The organism is Oleiphilus sp. HI0067 (genome assembly GCF_001635735.1).
Map to the genome: position 1 here is coordinate 1 of NZ_LWFI01000311.1, position 798 is coordinate 798.

The following is a 798-nucleotide window of genomic DNA, read 5'->3' on the forward strand; positions in this document are numbered from 1 at the left end:
AGTAGCATGACGAATTCAGAAATCATCTATGGCATAGATGATCGACCGCCTGCGCCCGTCGCAGGACTCACCGCCTTGCAGCATGTGCTTGCAAGCTTCGTTGGAATTATCACGCCCACCTTAATTATTGGCGGTGTCTTAGGATTAGGTTCCGAAGTACCTTATCTTATAAGCATGGCACTTATCGTTTCGGGTGTAGGAACGTTTATACAAGCTAGACGCTTTGGCCCAGTAGGTTCGGGCTTGATGGCTCTTCAAGGCACTAGTTTTGCCTTTTTAAGCTCTATCTTAGCGGCTGGATTTATCGCGAAAGGTAAAGGTGGTGGTCCTGATGAGATCTTAAGCTTGATCTTTGGCGTTTGTTTCCTTGGCGCATTTATCGAAATTTTTCTAAGCCAGTTTTTACACAAGCTTAAAGTGTTTGTGACCCCTCTAGTGACAGGCATTGTTATCACCACGATTGGGCTCTATTTAATCAAAGTCGGTATGACGGATCTGGCTGGTGGTTTTAAAGCCCCAGATTTAGGTAGTTTAGAAAACCTAGCCCTTGGCGGTTCAGTGTTGTTGATTATTATCATATTGAATCAAAGTTCTAAGCCGATACTGCGTTCTGGCGCGATTTTCTACGGTTTGATCATCGGTTTTATTGCCGCTTGGTTTATGGGTAAGGTCGATTTTTCTATGCTTGCCGATATGGATTTGGTTGCGATACCAACGCCGTTTAAATATGGGTTTAGCTTTGATGTTGAAGCATTTATTCCTGTAGCTTTCATTTATCTTATTACGGCGATTGAATCT

The 798-nt window shown here is 43.4% G+C and carries 1 protein-coding gene; it reads left to right on the forward strand.

Annotation, left to right across the window (positions count from 1 at the left end):
• Nucleotides 1-6: 6 nt before the first annotated feature.
• Nucleotides 7-798: uracil-xanthine permease family protein (locus A3739_RS03765; protein WP_304440250.1), on the forward strand; the 792-nt coding region annotated here is incomplete at its 3' end.